16 protein-coding genes are annotated in these 17,009 nt (G+C 63.2%); 7 read left to right on the top strand and 9 right to left on the bottom strand.

Annotated features, from left to right (window positions below):
• Positions 1–177: 177 nt before the first annotated feature.
• The 3 genes from HPY55_12395 to HPY55_12385 all read left to right on the top strand — a co-directional run bounded on the left by HPY55_12395 (position 178) and on the right by HPY55_12385 (position 3,489).
• A complete protein-coding gene (locus HPY55_12395) occupies positions 178–816 on the top strand; it encodes a hypothetical protein (GenBank protein NPV71424.1) in 639 nt (212 codons plus the stop codon).
• A 131-nt stretch (positions 817–947) separates the two neighbouring features.
• Positions 948–2,198, top strand: a complete 1,251-nt coding sequence (gene hflX, locus HPY55_12390; protein ID NPV71423.1) for a GTPase HflX — start codon at positions 948–950, stop codon at positions 2,196–2,198.
• Positions 2,164–3,489, top strand: a complete 1,326-nt coding sequence (locus tag HPY55_12385) for a hypothetical protein (GenBank protein ID NPV71422.1) — start codon at positions 2,164–2,166, stop codon at positions 3,487–3,489. Before hflX ends, HPY55_12385 begins: the two co-directional genes overlap by 35 nt.
• Here the strand turns inward: HPY55_12385 and lexA are convergent.
• A complete protein-coding gene (lexA, locus tag HPY55_12380; protein NPV71421.1) occupies positions 3,486–4,091 on the bottom strand; it encodes a transcriptional repressor LexA in 606 nt (201 codons plus the stop codon). The two genes, HPY55_12385 and lexA, sit on opposite strands and share 4 nt — an antisense overlap.
• A 100-nt stretch (positions 4,092–4,191) precedes the next feature.
• The gene (locus tag HPY55_12375) at positions 4,192–5,628 is read right to left on the bottom strand and encodes a hypothetical protein (protein ID NPV71420.1); all 1,437 of its coding nucleotides are present in this window, start codon (positions 5,626–5,628) and stop codon (positions 4,192–4,194) included.
• A gap of 365 nt (positions 5,629–5,993) precedes the next feature.
• Between HPY55_12375 and HPY55_12370 the strand changes: the two genes are divergently transcribed.
• Genes HPY55_12370 through HPY55_12355 form a run of 4 tightly spaced genes read left to right on the top strand, consistent with a single transcriptional unit; the run spans position 5,994 to position 10,018 of the window.
• Positions 5,994–7,298, top strand: a complete 1,305-nt coding sequence (locus tag HPY55_12370; GenBank protein ID NPV71419.1) for a xanthine permease — start codon at positions 5,994–5,996, stop codon at positions 7,296–7,298.
• Between the two features lie 27 nt (positions 7,299–7,325).
• Positions 7,326–8,207 (top strand): DUF89 family protein, encoded by an 882-nt coding sequence (locus HPY55_12365; GenBank protein ID NPV71418.1) that lies wholly within the window; start codon positions 7,326–7,328, stop codon positions 8,205–8,207.
• 3 nt (positions 8,208–8,210) lie between these two features.
• A complete protein-coding gene (locus HPY55_12360) occupies positions 8,211–8,978 on the top strand; it encodes a patatin-like phospholipase family protein (protein ID NPV71417.1) in 768 nt (255 codons plus the stop codon).
• Between the two features lie 32 nt (positions 8,979–9,010).
• Positions 9,011–10,018 carry a threonine/serine dehydratase gene (locus HPY55_12355; protein ID NPV71416.1) on the top strand — a complete coding sequence of 336 codons (1,008 nt, stop codon included), beginning with the start codon at positions 9,011–9,013 and terminating at the stop codon, positions 10,016–10,018.
• Between the two features lie 173 nt (positions 10,019–10,191).
• Here the strand turns inward: HPY55_12355 and HPY55_12350 are convergent, their stop codons facing one another.
• From HPY55_12350 to HPY55_12320, 7 genes are all read right to left on the bottom strand, one after another.
• The gene (locus HPY55_12350; GenBank protein ID NPV71415.1) at positions 10,192–10,419 is read right to left on the bottom strand and encodes a ferrous iron transport protein A; all 228 of its coding nucleotides are present in this window, start codon (positions 10,417–10,419) and stop codon (positions 10,192–10,194) included.
• A 149-nt stretch (positions 10,420–10,568) separates the two neighbouring features.
• A complete protein-coding gene (feoB, locus tag HPY55_12345; GenBank protein NPV71414.1) occupies positions 10,569–12,641 on the bottom strand; it encodes a ferrous iron transport protein B in 2,073 nt (690 codons plus the stop codon).
• Between the two features lie 212 nt (positions 12,642–12,853).
• Positions 12,854–13,309 carry a transcriptional repressor gene (locus HPY55_12340; protein NPV71413.1) on the bottom strand — a complete coding sequence of 152 codons (456 nt, stop codon included), beginning with the start codon at positions 13,307–13,309 and terminating at the stop codon, positions 12,854–12,856.
• Between the two features lie 105 nt (positions 13,310–13,414).
• Positions 13,415–14,494, bottom strand: coding sequence for an ornithine cyclodeaminase family protein (locus HPY55_12335; protein ID NPV71412.1), 1,080 nt, complete (start codon positions 14,492–14,494; stop codon positions 13,415–13,417).
• Positions 14,495–14,514: 20 nt separating this feature from the next.
• Positions 14,515–15,231: an ABC transporter ATP-binding protein gene (locus tag HPY55_12330; GenBank protein ID NPV71411.1), complete on the bottom strand. Its 717-nt coding sequence runs from the start codon at positions 15,229–15,231 to the stop codon at positions 14,515–14,517.
• Positions 15,231–16,001: an ABC transporter ATP-binding protein gene (locus tag HPY55_12325; GenBank protein NPV71410.1), complete on the bottom strand. Its 771-nt coding sequence runs from the start codon at positions 15,999–16,001 to the stop codon at positions 15,231–15,233. The genes HPY55_12330 and HPY55_12325 overlap by 1 nt, the downstream gene beginning before the upstream one ends.
• A 9-nt stretch (positions 16,002–16,010) precedes the next feature.
• A complete protein-coding gene (locus HPY55_12320; protein NPV71409.1) occupies positions 16,011–16,967 on the bottom strand; it encodes a branched-chain amino acid ABC transporter permease in 957 nt (318 codons plus the stop codon).
• Positions 16,968–17,009: the final 42 nt, after the last annotated feature.

Below are 17,009 nucleotides of genomic sequence, written 5' to 3'. Positions count from 1 at the left end.
CCTGATCGTCGCAAGGGAGGCAGCGCTCCGTTCGGGGTGGTGCCCCTTGTGTTCGCCTGGCGTGCTCCCGGCTCCTGACGCGTTCGATACTCGCCGTCCCATCCAGTCTCGACCACGGGCCCCGGACATATCCTCCTAGTGGCCGCGCCGCAGTGGGCGGCTGTGGGAGGATGCACGATGAGCGGCATAGCGCGCGCCGTATCGGGCGGATTAGTCCTGAATATTTTGCGGTTCTTCCTCTGCTCCGCCTTCGTAGGCCTGGCCGTCAAGATCATGGATGACTGGCTCGACGGGGGAGCAGGCGTGGCAAGGCCTGCCAGCGACAAGTCAAACCTGGCGGGCAATCTCGGGGCTGCCTCGCTACCGTACGCCATGCTGGCATTAGTCTGCGGGGCATTGTTCGCTCCCGAGACCGCGGCGGGGCTGTTCCTGTGCTCCTACGCCCTTGGGATGGCCTGGGGCGCGGGGCGGGACCACTATCCGTCGGGCCTCACAGGTTGGCAGGAGTCGGCGCTGGCGCTCCTCATATCGCTGGCGGGCTGCGGGTTCAGGGTCACCGCGGTTTGCGGCCTTTGCATGGCAGCCGTCCAGGGCCTGGACGATGCAATCGACTACAGGACGCTGGGCCCGTCTTCGGCGCCCTTCGCGCGCCGCCTCGGACTTGTGGAGACGGTCCTGGCGTCGTCGGGGATCCTGATGCTGGCATTCGCCGTCGACCTCGCCAGGACCGCCGGCGCGGTGTTGGGCGCGGTGTTCGTGTGGGTACTGGAGGGCTTCTTCAACTCACGTTACTGGGGTTTTGGGGAAGCGGAGTGACTCCGGCCGCGGTCGCGATATGGTATAATTTGTCCTTGCAGGGCTGCCGCGGTCGCTCTCGCGCCGCGGGGCTCTCAGAGGGGTGAGGAGTCGTCGTTACAGACACCGCCGGAGCGCTACTGGTCTCAGTCGTGAGCCCGATGGTGCCGCTGGCTGACCGCGAGGAGCGGGCCGAGGAAATGGTGAGGCTGGCCGATACCGCCGGCCTGGAGGTCCGCGGCCACCTCTTGCAGGTAAGGGAATCACCCGATCCCGGCTTCTTCGTCGGGAAGGGCAAGATCGAGGAGATCAGGGTGGCCATGTCGGAACTCGGCGCCGCCGTGCTCGTCTTCAATTCGGACCTGACTCCCGTTCAGATCCGTAACATCGAGCGCGCTACGAATGCCCGCCCCGTGGACAGGACCCAGCTGATACTCGACATCTTCGCGGCTCGCGCGAGGACCGGGGAAGGCAAACTCCAGGTGGAACTCGCGCAGATGCTGTACGCGCTGCCGCGGTTGACGGGACGTGGCAAGGTCTTGTCCAGGTTGGGGGGAGGGATCGGAACCCGCGGTCCCGGCGAGACCAAACTGGAAGTGGACAGGCGCCGGATGAGGAGACGGATAAGGGACCTCCGCAAGGAGATCGACGCCATAGGTGAGAGGCGCGAGATCCAGCGGTCAAGGCGGAGGGCCGTCCCGTGCCCCGTGATTGCCCTGGTGGGCTACACCAACTCGGGAAAGTCGACGCTCCTGAACTCGTTGACGGGGGCGGGCGTGCTCGCCGAGGACAGGCTGTTCGCCACGCTCGACCCGACCGTCAGGCGCGTGGCCTTGCCTTCGGGACAGGACGCCCTGCTCATCGACACGGTGGGCTTCATCAGGGACCTTCCGCACGAACTCGTGGCCGCTTTCCGTGCGACGCTGGAGGAGGTCCTCGAGGCGGACGTTCTCGTGCACGTCGTTGACGCCAGCAGCGCGGCCTATCCCCAGCAGATGGAGGTCGTTTCCGGTCTCCTGAGATCGCTGGGGGCCGGCGACCGGCCGGTAGTCACGGTGTTCAACAAGTGCGACCTGCGGCCCGTCCCGGACGCGGTGCTCGAGCAATACGCTCCCGCCGTCCGGATATCAGCCCTCACGGGGGCCGGCCTCGATTCGCTCCTGGCTGCCGTAGACGAGCGGCTCGGCGTCGACAGACAGGAAGAGGAGTTGCTGATCCCGTATTCGATGCAGGCGCTCATGTCGCTCATTCACTCCAACGGCAAGATCTCCGAAATTGACTACCTGGCCGACGGTATCAGAGTTCGCGCGGTGTTGCCCCGCGTATGGTCGAGGAGGATACGGAGCAGGATTGAGCAGGATGGAACTCATGATTGCGGCGCTCGAGAGGCTGGGCCTTCGTGATGAGGTCCGCTCCGCGGCGCGAGAGGCCCTTGATTACGTAGAGCCGCTATGTGGCAGGCTGGATGCCACGGCCCTGGGTAATACCAGGAGGGTACTGGAGGCATTCAGGGATACCAGAGTGTCGGAGACGAACCTCTGCCCGAGCACGGGTTACGGCTACGGCGACGCCGGCAGGGAGGCCCTGGACCGCGTCTACGCCCTCGTGTTCGGGGCGGAAAAGGCCCTCGTACGGCTGCAGTTCGTATCCGGTACACACGCTGTGGCATGCGCCCTCCTGGCCGCTGCCGTGCCGGGTAGCGAGCTCCTGTCGCTGACCGGACCGGTGTACAGGACTTTGCACGATACTATACACGGGACCCGGGATGGCTCTGCGCACGGCGGTTACGTCGCCCCGGCGAAGCCCACTGCGGCGCCGGCGCTGACCGGCGGACTCCGTGACTACGGCATAACCTACAGGGAACTCGACCTGACTCGCCTTGACAGGCCCTGGGAGGCTGTGCGCGAGGCGCTGTCCCGGGGCACGCGGACTGTGTATATCCAGAAGTCGAGGGGATACTCGGACAGGGTCGCGCTCTCCACGGAAACGATAGGGAGGATCGCCCGCGAGGTGAAGGCACACAGCCCATCGTGCGCGGTGGTTGTTGACAACTGCTACGGCGAGTTCGTCGAGGAGCGGGAACCGGCCTCGGTTGGCGCGGACCTGGTCGCCGGGTCGCTGATCAAGAACCCCGGTGGAGGCCTGGCCAGGACGGGCGGCTACGTGGCGGGTCGAGCCTCTTTCGTCGATGCCGCGGCCGCGCGGTTGACCGCCCCCGGCCTGGGCGGCGAGGTCGGCGCCACGCTGGGCCTTAACAGGGAATTCTTCCACGGGTTGTTCCTCGCGCCCCATACTGTCTGCGAGTCGCTCAAGGGTGCAGTGTTCTGCGCTCGCCTGTTCGAGAACCTCGGCTTCCAGGTTAGCCCTCTGGCCCGCGAGCCGCGTTACGACCTCGTGCAGGCGGTCAGACTGGGGTCGCCGCAGCGCCTCTCGGCCTTCTGCGGGGCGATTCAGGCATGGTCGCCAGTGGATTCGCACGTCACACCGGAACCCTGGCGGATGCCGGGCTACGATCACGACGTGATCATGGCAGCGGGTACGTTCACGCAGGGATCATCCATCGAGTTGAGCGCCGACGGGCCGTTCGAGGAACCATACTGGGCCTACCTGCAGGGTGGACTCTCGAAGGAGCACGTCATGATAGCCGCCCTGAAGGCGGCCGGAGCGGTGCTTGACGCGACCAAAGAAGCCTAATAGCGGCGGAAAAGGCCGATGACCTTTCCGATTATCCTCACGTCGCGGGTGATTATGGGCGTCATGGCGGGGTTATCGGGCTGCAGCCGGACGTGGTCGGCCTCGCGAAAGAACTTCTTCACGGTGGCATCATCGCCGATAAGCGCGACTACTATATCCCCGTTCTCGGCGGTGTCCTGCGGCCTGACCAGCACGTGATCACCGTCGAGTATCCCCGAGCCTATCATGCTGTCCCCCTTCACAGACAGCAGGAAGGCCTCTTCGCTCTCGATCAGGTCCGTGGGCAGGGGGAAGGTGTCCTCGACATTCTGCACTGCAAGGATCGGCTGGCCTGCGGTCACGCGGCCCAGTAGCGGGACGTCAACCAGGCGCTTCGCGGGGTGTTTCGACCCCGTGATCTCGATGGTCCTCGGTTTCGTAGGATCCCTCTTGATGAGTCCCTTCTGCTCGATCTTGTCGAGGTGGCCGTGGACGGTCGAGGTGGAGCTGAGGCCGACCGCGCGACAGATTTCCCTGACGGACGGGGGATACCCCTTTTCCTGGACGCATCGCTTGATAAACTGCAGTATCTGGGTCTGACGTGGAGTCAGGTCCTCCGCCAACTACCTCACCCCCGTGTTCGTTTCGCGCCAATTATACCACGCGGGCATGCGTAGCGCAAACACCTGTTCGCCGGACCCACGAAGCGCCAATACCGCAAGGCTACAGCATGCTCCAGATAAGCGGGTCCTCGTAACCCAGCCTCCAGATAGCGATGCCGCCCAGCCCGCGCGACCTGGCCACCTTCAGCTTGAACGCCAGGCTGTAGCTGTTTTCCATGTAGACGTGCCTTTTCTCACTGCCGCGCCAGTAGTAGAAGTGCGGGACCTGGGCGGCGTTGTCCCAGAGTATTTCGGCCCCTGTCTCGGCTGCTATCTGCATCGCCCGCGGCGTAGTGATGTACATCGCCGGCCCGCCGGCGTCGGGCCAGTCGTAGGCGTATTGAGGCACTCCGAGGAGCACCTTCTCCGGCGGTGCCGCATTCGCCGCGTAGGCGGCGACCTTGTCCACCCAGCCTATGGATGCTATCGGCCCCGCCGGCCCGTTAACCCAGTGCTGGTCGTAGGCCATTATGACGAGCCTATCCGCGTCGTTCGCCAGCGCGGTGTAGTCGAATGCGCCGCTCCAGGCATCACCCGGGATGTCGCGCGTCTTCGCGGGGACAGCGATGCTGACTGTGCGCCCGTGATGATGAAGCCTCCCCGCGAGGTTCTTGATGAACAGGGAAAACGGGGTCCTCAGATCGGGGGTTAGGCCTTCGAAGTCGATGTTCACGCCGCTGTAGCCTTTTGACAACACGAGGTCCGTGATTGCCCCGGCGGCGCGCGCCCTGCCTTCAAGCGTCACGAGGGAAGGGCGGACGACCTCGGGATCGAAGTTCCCGTTCCTGAAGTTGTGGACCACGGCGACCAGATTGAAGCCAGCGGCCTTCTGCAATGCGAAGAGCCTCTGGTCATCCTCTCCGTATGGCCTGCCGCTCGCGTCGATCCCGTAAAGGAAAGCCGCTGCCGTGTGGACTTTCGAGGCGTGCGCCTTGAGCGAAACGTACCCGGACGGATCCCCGGGATAGTCGACGGGGCAATAGGCGAATACCTCTCCAATCCCTGCAGCCGGCCTGCTGACCTCGGTCGCCGGGCCTGAAGACGGCGCCGCGCCTGCCAGCTGAGTGGAGGTCCCGGCCCCGGCTCCTCCCGGCGACGAAGTTGGCTGCGCCAGCGTAGAGGGGGCGACAGGGGGTTGCGGGTCGGGATACACGGGCGGCGTAGGGGTGGAGACTACAGGTCGCCCCGCGACCCGGCCTCCGAACTGGTAACCGCCCCGTATAACACCCGAATAAATGACCGGGGAACTCCGGTAGGGAAGGGGCGCCCGCACCGAGGCTGAATAGCCCGGCGTAGCGGATGAGATGGACGAACCCGCCTCGACCCGCGGTAAGGTCATGGGTGAGAGGGCGAGTGACGCCACGACACCCGCGGTAATGATGGCCCTGTCCGCTCCGCTCAGTAGCCGGCCGATCCGCGACGGGGCAGCGGAGGGGCCGGCGTGACCAGCGAAGGGAAGGCCGCCAATTCCTTTTGATTGTCTCATTGATTGTCTCATATCAGATTCCCTCCCGGTATTCATCAACTGTCCATCACATGACCGTCACTGTTCGGGGTGAGGTGTTCAAAGTTTACGGAATTCGACGGCACGCCTGGAAAGGCCTTGTCAACAAGGCAGTAGTTACATAACGCAGGATAAATATGACGGCACAGGAACATACTCCTGCTCACCGGGTCAGGGATTTTATGGAAGGAGGTTTCTGTTGACACCGGAACAGCCATAGGATACATTCTATGGCGAAGTGTACCTTTAAGGCTGGTCCGGTGAGGCTAGCAAGGGGACAAAACGATAACCACGGTTTCCGCCCCGGATTGGCAACGCTGGCCTGTCCGCGACCGGCCCCACACAAGGGGGTTGGTTTGATGGATGAGCGTAACGCGCATGTAGTAGGCTATTTACCGGACGACACTCCGCCTCCAGGTCGACTCCTCATCTTCGCGCTCCAGCATGTAATCGTCATGTTCCCCGCGACTGTCCTGGTGGCAATCCTCACGGGCTTTGACGTCGGTGTCACTATCGTGGCGAGTGGCCTTGCCACCCTGGGATTCATCCTGTTCACCTGCCGCAGGATCCCGCTGTACTACGGATCGAGCTTCTCGTACATAGCTGCCGTCGCGGGAGTGGCGAAGGCCGCTGGCGTTCCCGCGGCGCAGTGCGGCATCGTTGCATCCGGCCTGGTCTCGATAATCGCCGGTTGGCTGGTCAAGCGGTACGGCCAGAAGTCCATCAACACGATACTCCCACCGATAGTAACGGGTAGCGTCGCGATCGTCATAGGGCTCGCGCTCGCGTTCGCGGCGATGAGCATGGCGGCTGCCAACTGGACGGTGGCGCTCATTACCCTTGTGGCGACCATCCTGTTCTCGGTGTACCTGAAAGGCGCGCTCGGGCAGCTTCCGGTTCTGTTCGGCGTGGCCGTGGGGTACCTTGCGTCCCTGGCGACAGGCGTTGTCAACTTCGAGCCGCTGCAAAAAGCGGCGTTCTTCGCGATCCCGAAGTTCACCATGCCGGTATGGAGCCCCGTAGCGATCGCCGCGATCATGCCGGTCGCGATAGCCACGATCCCGGAGTCAACCGCCCACCTCTACCAGATCGACCTCTACGTCAATGACCTCGCCGGGAAACTCGGCCGGTCGAGGCGTTACGGTATCTCGGGTCTGCTGGGCGAGAACCTGATGGGCGACGGGATCGGCGACATTATCGCCGGCTTCATCGGAGGGCCCGCGGGGACGAACTACGGCGAGAACAACAGCCTGATGGCGATAACGCGAAACTTCTCCGTCCCCGTGATCATGACCGCCGCCGCGGTGGCCATCGTGATGGGCTTCTTCGGATGGATAGCGGGCATCGTTAACACCATTCCGGTGGCGGTTATCGGCGGAGTATCGATATACCTGTTCGGCGTCATCGGCGGCCAGGGCGTTGCGCTCATGATCTCGGAGAAGGTAGACCTGTTCGACCCGAGGAACCTTGCGATAGGCGCCACCATCCTGGTCATCGGCATCGGTGGATCGTTCTTCGCGGACCCCGGGGCGCTGAAGGCGGGCGCGGTATCATTTACGGGGACCATCCCGATCTGGGGTATGGAGCTTCCGGCGATAGCGACGGCGTCAGTATTCGGCATACTGCTCAATCTCGTATTCAAGGCGTTCCCGTCCAAGCGCTGACGGGTTCGGCCGGGTGGGTGATGACGGTTGCGCGCGTTCTTTGAATGCTATCCCTGCCTCGTGCGCCAGGCGTACGACGTGACGATGAAGTACTGCCCTGATGAGAACAGCCGGGTCGCGGTGATGAAGAGGATATTTGGCGAGATTGCGACAGCGCGCGAGTGGGCGAGCACGCCCGAACTGGCGGGGGCGATCTACAGGATCCTCGGTGAGGCTGCTGGAGCGCGCGACCTGTTCCAGAACGAGAAGGAATACTTCAACCGTGAGATGATGAAACTTGAGGACGACCTCGGGAACGTCATCGCCCGCTCGGCGGACAGATTCTTGACAGCGGTAAGGCTTGCCGCCGCGGGGAACATCATAGACTTCGGGGTGCTTCGTCATGTAGATAAGGAAACCGTGATGGAGGCCATCCGGACTGCTGAATCGAAGCAGATCGACCGGAACGCTCTCGAGAGCCTGAGGAGCGACCTCGCCGGCGCAGGGGTGCTCCTCTACATCGGCGACAACGCAGGCGAAATCGTATTTGACAAGGTGCTGGTATCGTACATCCGTGAGGAGTTCCCGCACCTCGAGGTGTACTTTGGGACGAGAGGCGCGCCCATCGTGAACGATGCCACGCCGGACGACGCTCGGCTGGTGGGCCTTGACTCCCTGGCTACGATAGTGAGCAACGGGACCGCTTTACCGGGGGTGGTTCTGTCGAAATGCTCGCAGGAGTTCCGCGCGGTTTTCGACAGCGCGGACGTGATAATATCGAAAGGCCAGGGGAACTTCGAAGCGCTCAAAGGCGAGACCCGGCGGAACATATACTTCCTCTTCACCTGCAAGTGCGACCTCATCACTCGTACGATGGGGTTGAAGAAACTCGACCTCGTGCTGCTGCGCGAGGATCGCGGAGGGGAATGAACGGTGCGTCCACGACTTCCCGATAGGGTCGGCGTCGCGCTGGGCGGCGGAGTCGTGAGGGGCCTTGCCCATATCGGCGTGCTGCAGGTACTCGAGGAACTCGGCGTCCGTATAGAGTACATAGCCGGCACGAGCTGCGGCGCCGTAATAGGTGGACTGTACGCCGCAGGGGTGCCCCTCGCCGGCATGATGGATATCGCGCTTCACGCGCGCTGGCGGGACCTCGCCGAGATCTCGGTAAGGCGCGACGGCCTCATCGGGACGAGGAAACTCGCAGCCCACCTCGACTCCATAATCGGGGGCAAGAGGTTCGAGGACCTCGACATTCCATTCGCCGCAGTGGCCACCGACATATGTACCGGTGAGGAAGTGCTCATCAACTCGGGGCCCGTATCCGAAGCCATCAGGGCGAGCTGCTCGATTCCCGGGATATTCGTCCCGGTCAAGATGGGCGGGAGGATGCTGGTGGACGGGGGCTTGTGCAACAACGTCCCCACAAGCGTGACCCGCGCCATTGGGGCGGATTACGTGGTCGCGGTCGAGTTGAACTCCCGCGGCGTGGGCGGGCCTCCGCCGAAGAACGTCTTCCAGATAATCCTCCACGCCCACGACATCATCCAGCGCACCAACGTCGACAAAGAGGTCCGCGATGCCGACGTGCTGATCCAGCCCGACCTGTCCGGCCTGAGCCTGATAGATTTCGCCGCGGCCAGGGAGTTCATCAGGAGGGGCAGGGAAGCGGCGGAGCAGGCATTCGCCGTCATTGAGTAGGACCTCGTCATCCTCCAGGGAGGGAGAAGAAAATGCCGGAGTTGTGGGATCCCACCATCTCGGACGTTTTCCGTGCGAGAACCATCGTGAACCGGTTCCTGCAGCCGACCCCGCTCATCAAGCCGGCGGCCCTGGGCAGGATTCTCGGGTGCGAGGCCTGGGTCAAGTGCGAGAATCTCCAGCCGGTCGGCGCGTTCAAGGTGCGCGGCGGGCTGAATCTGGTCTCGCAGTTGACGCCGGAAGAACGGGCCCGCGGTGTCATCACGGCGTCTACAGGAAACCACGGCCAATCCATCGCATACGCTGCCAGGGCGTTCGGCGTGCGGGCTATCGTCGGCGCTCCGGAGGGCGCCAATCCCCTCAAGGTCGACGCGATGCGCAGCCTGGGAGCTGAGGTTGTCCTGCGGGGAAAGGATTTCGATGAAGCGCGCCGGTGGGTGGAGGAGACGGCGAGGGAGGAGGGCTACCGCTACGTTCACTCAATGAATGAACCCCTGCTCATTGCCGGCGTAGGGACCTGCACCCTTGAGGTCGTCGAAGATCTACCCGACCTCGATTACATAATCGTGCCCATCGGCGGTGGCAGCGGGGCATCCGGCGCGTGCATAGTGGTGAAGTCCATTGAACCTCGCATAAAGGTGATCGGGGTTCAGGCCGAGCGCGCGCCCTCTGTCTACCTGTCGTGGAAACACGGTCGCCTTACCGGGACCGACAGCGCGAACACATTCGCGGAGGGGCTGGCAACGCGGGTGGCGTTCGAGCTGCCGTTCCGAATCCTCAGTCGCTATCTTGACGATATGGTCCTCGTGTCCGAGGACGAGATGAAGAATGCCATCGAGATGTTGCTCGAAACCACACACCAGGTCGCCGAGGGCGCGGGCGCGGCCGCCACAGCGGCCGCCACCAAGATAGCTGATCGGCTCCAGGGCAAGCGCGTGGCCCTCATGCTGTCGGGCGGTAACATCACGCTGGAGACCCTCAGGGGCATCCTAAGCCGCCGGCAGGCCCCGGCATCAGGACCCACGGCGGCCCACCAATGAGGCAACTGTCCGCTCAAGACAGGCCTGAGGCGGCCTCCGGCACGTGCCGTGCCTCACACGGCGAGGAGGTATACTCAAAGGAATCGACTATACTCTACATAAGAAATATTATACGACGTTACATTTGGGTTGGCGAGCAACTTTACCGTTGCCCGCCGTCTCTCCCCGCGCGGTCAATCCGGTAGCACCGCACACTGAGCAGTACTGCCGCCGTCCGGGACGCACATGACGAGGTCGGCGGTATTCATATCGATCGCGAACTTCGAGTTCCCCAGCGCGATTACCGGCAACGGCCTTTTCTGGATCAGCCTGATGGCCGACCCGGCGACTATCCCGAGCGACGCGAGTTTCCTGCATGCCAGGTCGCCGCGACCGGAGTGCCCGGGACGGATCCCCACCACCAGAAGCCTCGCACCGTCGGGCCAGTGACATAGCGGCACGCAAGACCTCGGGGACGGCGGCCGGTCGTCACCAGGGTGACCATGACCATGGTGACCGTGAGCAGTATGTGCCTGTCTGCAGCGGCCTCGCCACCCCCATCGAAAACCGGTCACAACACCACCCCCAGGGCGCCCATGGCGGCGTTCAGAACAATGCCAACCCCTGCGGCGCAAAGCGTCACGAACGCGGATATTGCCAGCGTGGCGGTGACCCCACGCTCCCTCATCATTACGGTAAACTGGGCGATACACGGAACGAACAGGGTCAGAACGACGGCCGCGATCAGGATCTGGTTTGTGGACAGGACACCAGCCCTGGCCAGGTCGTAAAGCCCCGCAGCCCCGTAGTCGCGCCGGAAGAAGCCGTATATGAAGACCTCTGCCGCAGCCGCAGGCAGACCCATCGAGCTCATGAGCGGCCCGATCACGGTTATGACCCGCTCGAGCACCCCAAACCTGTCCGCAAGCGTCAGGACCACGCTCATGCCGGCGAACACCGGAATCACCTCGAGCACGTACCACGTCATCCTCGCCCAGGACTTCGAAAGGATGTTCGCCAGTCGCGGGACCCTGAGCGGAGGAAGTTCCATAAAGAAACCCGGCGGGTCTCCCGGTAGCAATCGCGCTGCCATCGTACCCACTGTCACCAGTACCGCGAACACGACCAGCGCCCACAACAACAATGCGACCGGCTGCGGGGACAGTATCGCCATGATGAGTCCAAGTTGCGCCGAGCATGGAATCGCCAGGGCCAGGATCACTGTGGCAATCAGCCTCTCTCTCCTTGTTTCGAGCGTCCGGGTGACTACAGTGGCCATGGTGTCGCACCCGAAGCCCAGCACTATCGGTATAACTGCGCGCCCGTTGAGACCCAACCGCCTGAACCAGCTGTCGAGCAAGAGCGCCATTCTCGGAAGGTAGCCGGAGTCCTCGATCAGCGCGAAGGCGATGAAGAACGTGCCCACTATAGGCATGATGATGGCGAAGGCGTACCGCAGCGCCACCGTGAGTAACCCGTAGTCACCGGCGAGGAGGTCACGAGCGAGATCGGGGAACGCGCCGACTGCCGTAGTGGCCCTGGGGGTCACGAATCGCTCGAATAGCCCCGAGTCGATAAAGTCCACGACCACCCCCGCCCCCAGCTTCCCTACCAGGAGGTAGAGTCCAAAATAGACGACCGCGACGAGCGGAACAAACCCCAGAAGCGGGTGTATCAGCACCCTATCGATGTCGGGGACGGTCTTCGGCAAGGCTCGCCCGGAGGCCGCGGGCCCGCGAGCACCATCGTCTTCCGCCGTGCATGCCTGCGCTTGGCGTGCGAGTTCTCTGGCTCTCGCGTGACGGGCGCCCGCGAGGATAAGGGCGATCTGCTCCGCCTGCTGCGGGTCGATGTCTCCCACGGTGTCGCGCGCGGCCACGAGTGTGGCCTCGTCCAGCACACCGGCCAGCCCGTCGCGCCCGCCCTCAAGGTAGACAGATGCATACAGCCGGCCGCGCCCCGGCGCCCGGGATTCGAAATACCGGCTCAGCGCCTCAAGCATGCTCTTCGCCTGTTGCAGAGCCTCGCCAGCCTCGCCCCCTGGCCCCGCTCCGCTATCCTGCCCCTCGAGCTCCACGGGACCCCACAGGGCGGCAGCCGCACACGAAACCCCGGTTGAGATACACCCGCAGGGCCGGCCGAGCCACACTGTCTCCAGGCTACCGATAATGACGTTGCGAAGATCTTCAATCCCCCGCCCGGATACAGCGCTCGTCGTCACAACGGGTATGCCGAGACAGCCGCTCAACGCATCCGAGTGGATGCTTATACCGGCGGATTCGGCCTCGTCCATCATGTTAAGCACAAGAACCAGGGGGATTCGCAGATCGAGTATCTGCAGGGTTAAGGCCAGGGTCCTTTCGAGGTTCTTGGCGTCGCCGACCTGCACGACTACGGTGTTCTCCGTAGCCGTGAGCGTCTCCCGTACCGCGATGCGTTCCTCCTCAGTCACAGGGACGATGGAATACATCCCGGGGGTATCTGTCACCTGAATGCAGGCGGAGACGCCCTTCAGAAAACCCTGCAGCATTTCCACCGTCGTTCCGGGGTAGTTTGATACAGTCGCCCTGCCACCTGTGAGCGCGTTAAACACCGCGCTCTTACCCACGTTCGGGTTGCCCAGAAGCAGGACCCTGCCGGCCATCCGACGGCTACCCCGGCCTGGACACGACCGGTGGCAGCCCCGGCACCTGCCGTACCCGTAAAACCGGGAAGACAACGACCTTACGAGGTCTCGTACAGTATCGACGGCGGATCTCATTGGGGAAGGCCCCTTTCAACCTGCTCTGAACGTCGCCCGGGCCTTAAGTGAACTTTGGCTGAGAATCATTCTCAATAGTGGGCACGCGTAATCCCTTATGAACCCGTGGAACCACCCGTACCCCTGCACACGCTGCAGATGCCGTAGATCTTCAACGAATGATTCCTGACTGCGAAACCATGGCGAGCCTTTACGTGCTCCTCGATCTGATGCAAGAGGTCGTGTTCGACCTCCTCCACCCTCCCACACACTGTGCATATGAGGTGATGGTGGTGGTGCTCGGGGGCGTCGGAGATCTCGTACCGCGCCCGTCCATCCCCGAGGTCAATGCTTCTCACAATGCCGATTCCCTCGAGCATCGACAGCGTGCGGTACACCGTGGCGAGACCGGGCCCGTCGGTGGCCCTTACTTCCTGGGCGATTTCCTCGGCACTCAGGTGGCCTCCGCCGGCGCCGGCGAGTACACGGATAACGGCCTCTCTCTGGCGGGTAAACCGGAATCCCGCCGTTGTCAGCGCGTCCCTGTAAGCCTCAAGCGAATCAGTTTTCACAGGATATCCGTCCAAGGCCAGGAACCTCACATGTGAGAACGATTCTCATCCCTGGCGACATTATAACACCGCTTGCGGTCGAGTGCAATACCGGGCAGTGTCCGCTCACAGCGGCAGGACGGTACCCCTGCCCGACTCCAGCGCTCTCCTGAACACCGCGGAACCCACGCTGACATCCAGCGCGGACAGGCCGACCATTTTCGCGAAGGTTATTTCGTCGGGCGACTGCCTCCCGCGCAGGCGTCCCAGCACGAGGTCGCCGATCTCCCCCGCTATCCTGTCGCTTGTGATGAGGCCTTTCCGGAGCGGGATTATCACGTCGCCGGCCTCCTCGAGCGCGGCTTCGCGGGAATCGACGATCACGCGCGCCGCGCGTACCACGGTGTCCTCCCCGACCTCCTGCATATCGGGCCTGAACGACCCGATTCCGTTTATGTGCGCCCCGGGCTTCAGCCATTCCGCCCTGAATACCGGCTTCGACGAGGTGGTGGCCGTGACCACTATGTCGGCGCCGTCCACGGCCTCGCGTGCGCCAGGCGCCACCACGCACTTGAATCCGGGCGCCACCCTACCCACGGCAGCGACCTGAGAGATCTCAGCCGCCAGCGCCTCCGCGCGGTCGCGGGCCGGATCGAATATCCTTATCTCGACTATTCGGCGCACGTCCAGGAGTCCCAGGATCTGCATCCTTGCCTGGCCACCGGCACCGAAGACCGCCACCACCGAGGACTCCGGCCTGGACATGTACAGCGCGGCCACTGCCGCCGCCGCGCCCGTGCGCAGGGCGGTCAGGTATGCCCCCTCCATCAGGCACGCCGGCGCCCCGGTCTCGGGGTCGACGAGCAGTACGGCAGCAAGGATCGTTGGTAATCCCTTCGAAGTGTTTCCCGGGAATACCGAGGCCATCTTCATACCGAGGCCGCCCGACGCCCCTCTCAGGCCCGTGGCACCCCCTGCGGATGCGGGCACGTAGCCCGGCATGAACAGGGAGACGCCTCCGTGAGCATCAACCCTTATGGGCGTCCTGACCGGTACCTGGGCGGTCCCGCCGGAGACGGACCCGTATGCGGCCGCAGCGGCCTCAATGGCCTCCGTCATCGTTATTGATTCCGCCACATCCCGTCGGGACAGGAACAGGATACTGTGCCCCGGCTTCCACGCCGGGCTCGACACGCCGTTCCTCACAGTTCGAACACTCCCCGTTTCTACTTTTCTCCCAGGTACGCCTTCCGGACCCGCTCGTCCTTCAGGAAGTCGGCCGCCGACCCGGACAGCGGGATCCTCCCCGTTTCGAGCACGTACGCGCGGTGCGCCAGCTTCAGCGCGGCCCTCGCGTTTTGTTCGACGAGGACTATCGTCACACCGTGCTGGTTGATCTCCTTTATCGTAGAGAAGATGCTCTTCACAAGGAGCGGGGCCAGCCCGAGCGACGGCTCATCCAGCAATAGCAGGCGCGGCGAGGCCATGAGTGCCCTGCCGATGGCGAGCATCTGCTGCTCGCCACCCGAGAGGGTCCCGGCGAGCTGCGCCCGCCTCTCGAGAAGCCTCGGAAACAGCTCGAACACGCGTTTCTTTGTCCCCTCAACGCCCTTGCGGTCCTTCAGGCGCACGTACGCGCCCAGGGTGAGGTTCTCCTCGACGGTCAGCGTCGAGAACACCTTCCGGCCCTCGGGCGACTGCGAGACACCAAGCCTTACGATTTCGTGAGCGGGGCAATCGTTGAGTACCTTACCATGAAACAGGATCCGCCCCGATTTCGGCTTGACAAGGCCCGATATGGCCCTGAGAGTCGTGGACTTACCCGCGCCGTTCGCCCCGAGGAGGGTGACGATCTCCCCTTCCTCGACCGTCAGGTCGATCCCCTTGAGAGCGTGGACCGCCCCGTAGTAGATGTTGAGGTCTTCGATTTGCAGGAGAGCCATCAGAGTTCGTCCTCTTCCTTTCCGAGGTAGGCTTCAACCACCCGCGGGTTGGACTGGACCTCCGCCGGGGTCCCCTCGGCGATTTTCTCCCCATAGTCGAGAACGACCACTCGGTCCGAGATGCCCATCACAACCGTCATGTCGTGCTCGATAAGTAACACTGTAATACCGGAATCGCGGATGCGGCCTATCAAGCCCATGAGTTCCATGCTTTCCTGCTCGTTGAGACCGCCGGCCGGCTCGTCCAGGATCAGCAGTATAGGACTGGTGGCAAGCGCCCTGGCGATTTCCAGGCGCCTCTGGTCGCCGTAGGGCAGGTTCTTGGCGAGCATCTCCTCGTGACCGTGGAGGCCGACGGTTTCGAGGCGGGACAGGGCCTCTCTCCGGATCGAGAGCTCCTCATCTCTCTGAGAACGTGGCTGCAGGATCGCTGAGAGTACGCCGGAGCGAGTCCTGCAATGCCGCCCGGACATCGCGTTCTCCAGGGCGGTGAGGTTCTTGAACAGGCGTATCGTCTGGAACGTCCTCGCCACTCCGAGCTCGGCAATCTTGTGGGGCCTCAGCCCGACGATGCTTCGGCCGTCCAGCAGGATGCCGCCCTCGTCGGGGCGGTAGATCCCGGTTATGAGGTTGAACACCGTGGTTTTACCGGCCCCGTTGGGCCCGATCAGGCCAAGGATCTCCCCTTGCTCGATCTTGAAGTCGACCCTGCTGACGGCGGTCAGGCCGCCAAATCTCTTCGTTAGTGACTTTACCTCAAGCAGTGCCATAGGAGAGCATCATCCCTCGCTTCTCGAGGAGGCCGACGCCCGCTTCCATTGCTGGACCGGCAACAGCCCCTCGGGCCTGAACAGCATCATCGCCACCATAGCCAGACCGAACACCAGGAGCCTCGACTGCAGGAAGTACCCCCGGAACAGCTCGGGCAAGACGAACATGCCGAACGCACCCACTATCACTCCGGGGACAGACCCGGCGCCGCCCAGGACGACGATACAGAACATCAGCACCGATTCCCAGAAACTGAAACTCTCGGGGGCGATGACCGTCATGTTCCCCGCGTAGAGGTTCCCCGCCATTCCGGCGACGCCGGCCCCGAGCGCGAACGCCAGGAGTTTGAGCCGCGCGGTATCGATCCCCATGGCCTCGGCGGCAAGGTCGTCCTCGCGAATGCAGTTCCAGGCCCGCCCCACTCTAGATTCCTCGAGCCGTCGCATGACGAATATGGTTATGACTACCAGAACCCAGATGAGGTAGAAATAGTGGTGCGGCCTCCGGAAAACGAATCCGAACAACCGCGGCCTCGCGATTCCGAATATGCCGTTCGGCCCGCCCGTAAGGTCGAACGGGTTCTGGTACAATGCGATCCGTACGATCTCGCCGAAGCCGATCGTCACTATGGCGAGGTAGTCTCCCCGCAGGTGGAGTATCGGTTTAGAGATCAGCACTGCAAACAGCGCTGCAAAGAGAGCGCTTACGGGAAGCAGGGCCATCGTGGGTATTCCGAACACCGTGTTCAGGATGGCCGTGCTGTAGGCGCCCACAGCGTAAAACGCGGCGTGGCCCAGGTTGAAAAGGCCGGCGTCTCCAACGATCAGGTTCAGGCTGAGGCCGAGCAGCACGTATATACCGTAGAAGTTGCCCACCATCGTCCAGTAGTCGTTCACAACGAGCGGGTACAGCAGAAGCAGGCAGCCGAGTAACGCCAGGAACACGGTCCGGCCTTTGCCCGGCATCAAAGAACCGCGGTTTAGAGGCAGCACTCTCGTCATCCTCTC

The organism is Bacillota bacterium, assembly GCA_013178305.1.
In the GTDB taxonomy this organism is placed as follows: Bacteria; Bacillota; Sulfobacillia; order JABLXB01; family JABLXB01; genus JABLXB01.
The sequence above is the reverse complement of the archived record's forward strand: the minus strand, read 5'-3'. Positions and strand labels throughout refer to the sequence as shown.

Bases quoted from the DNA above. Each gene is read 5' to 3' on its own strand.
- HPY55_12325 (NPV71410.1), bottom strand. From the start codon at position 16,001: ATGGCACTGCTTGAGGTAAAGTCACTAACGAAGAGATTTGGCGGCCTG.
- HPY55_12330 (NPV71411.1), bottom strand. From the start codon at position 15,231: ATGGCTCTCCTGCAAATCGAAGACCTCAACATCTACTACGGGGCGGTC.
- feoB (NPV71414.1), bottom strand. From the start codon at position 12,641: ATGGCCGGCAGGGTCCTGCTTCTGGGCAACCCGAACGTGGGTAAGAGC.
- HPY55_12355 (NPV71416.1), top strand. From the start codon at position 9,011: ATGCCGGAGTTGTGGGATCCCACCATCTCGGACGTTTTCCGTGCGAGA.
- HPY55_12385 (NPV71422.1), top strand. From the start codon at position 2,164: ATGATTGCGGCGCTCGAGAGGCTGGGCCTTCGTGATGAGGTCCGCTCC.
- HPY55_12375 (NPV71420.1), bottom strand. From the start codon at position 5,628: ATGAGACAATCAATGAGACAATCAAAAGGAATTGGCGGCCTTCCCTTC.
- HPY55_12395 (NPV71424.1), top strand. From the start codon at position 178: ATGAGCGGCATAGCGCGCGCCGTATCGGGCGGATTAGTCCTGAATATT.
- HPY55_12370 (NPV71419.1), top strand. From the start codon at position 5,994: ATGGATGAGCGTAACGCGCATGTAGTAGGCTATTTACCGGACGACACT.
- HPY55_12320 (NPV71409.1), bottom strand. From the start codon at position 16,967: ATGCCGGGCAAAGGCCGGACCGTGTTCCTGGCGTTACTCGGCTGCCTG.